This is a genomic window from Rhizobium sp. SRI_017, assembly GCF_057586295.1.
In genome coordinates, this window is sequence record NZ_JBYCZP010000124.1 from 1 (window position 1) to 230 (window position 230).

Genomic DNA, 230 nt, shown 5'->3' on the forward strand with positions numbered 1-230 from the left:
ATGCTGAACCGGCTGGTGCCCGATATCCGCAAGACCGCCGAACTGATCTCGGAGATCTCCGCTGCCTGCCGTGAGCAGGATATCGGTGCCGCCCAGATCAACGAAGCGATCCAGCAGCTCGACAAGGTGACCCAGACCAATGCCGGCGCGTCGGAAGAAATGTCGGCGACCTCTGAGGAACTGGCTTCGCAGGCCGAGGAACTCCAGGCTTCCATCGCCTTCTTCAAGGT

General features: G+C 60.9%; 1 pseudogene. It reads left to right on the plus strand.

From position 1 onward, the window contains the following. Window positions 1–230 (plus strand): annotated as a pseudogene (locus AC2YI2_RS35335) (methyl-accepting chemotaxis protein); the annotation flags it as partial.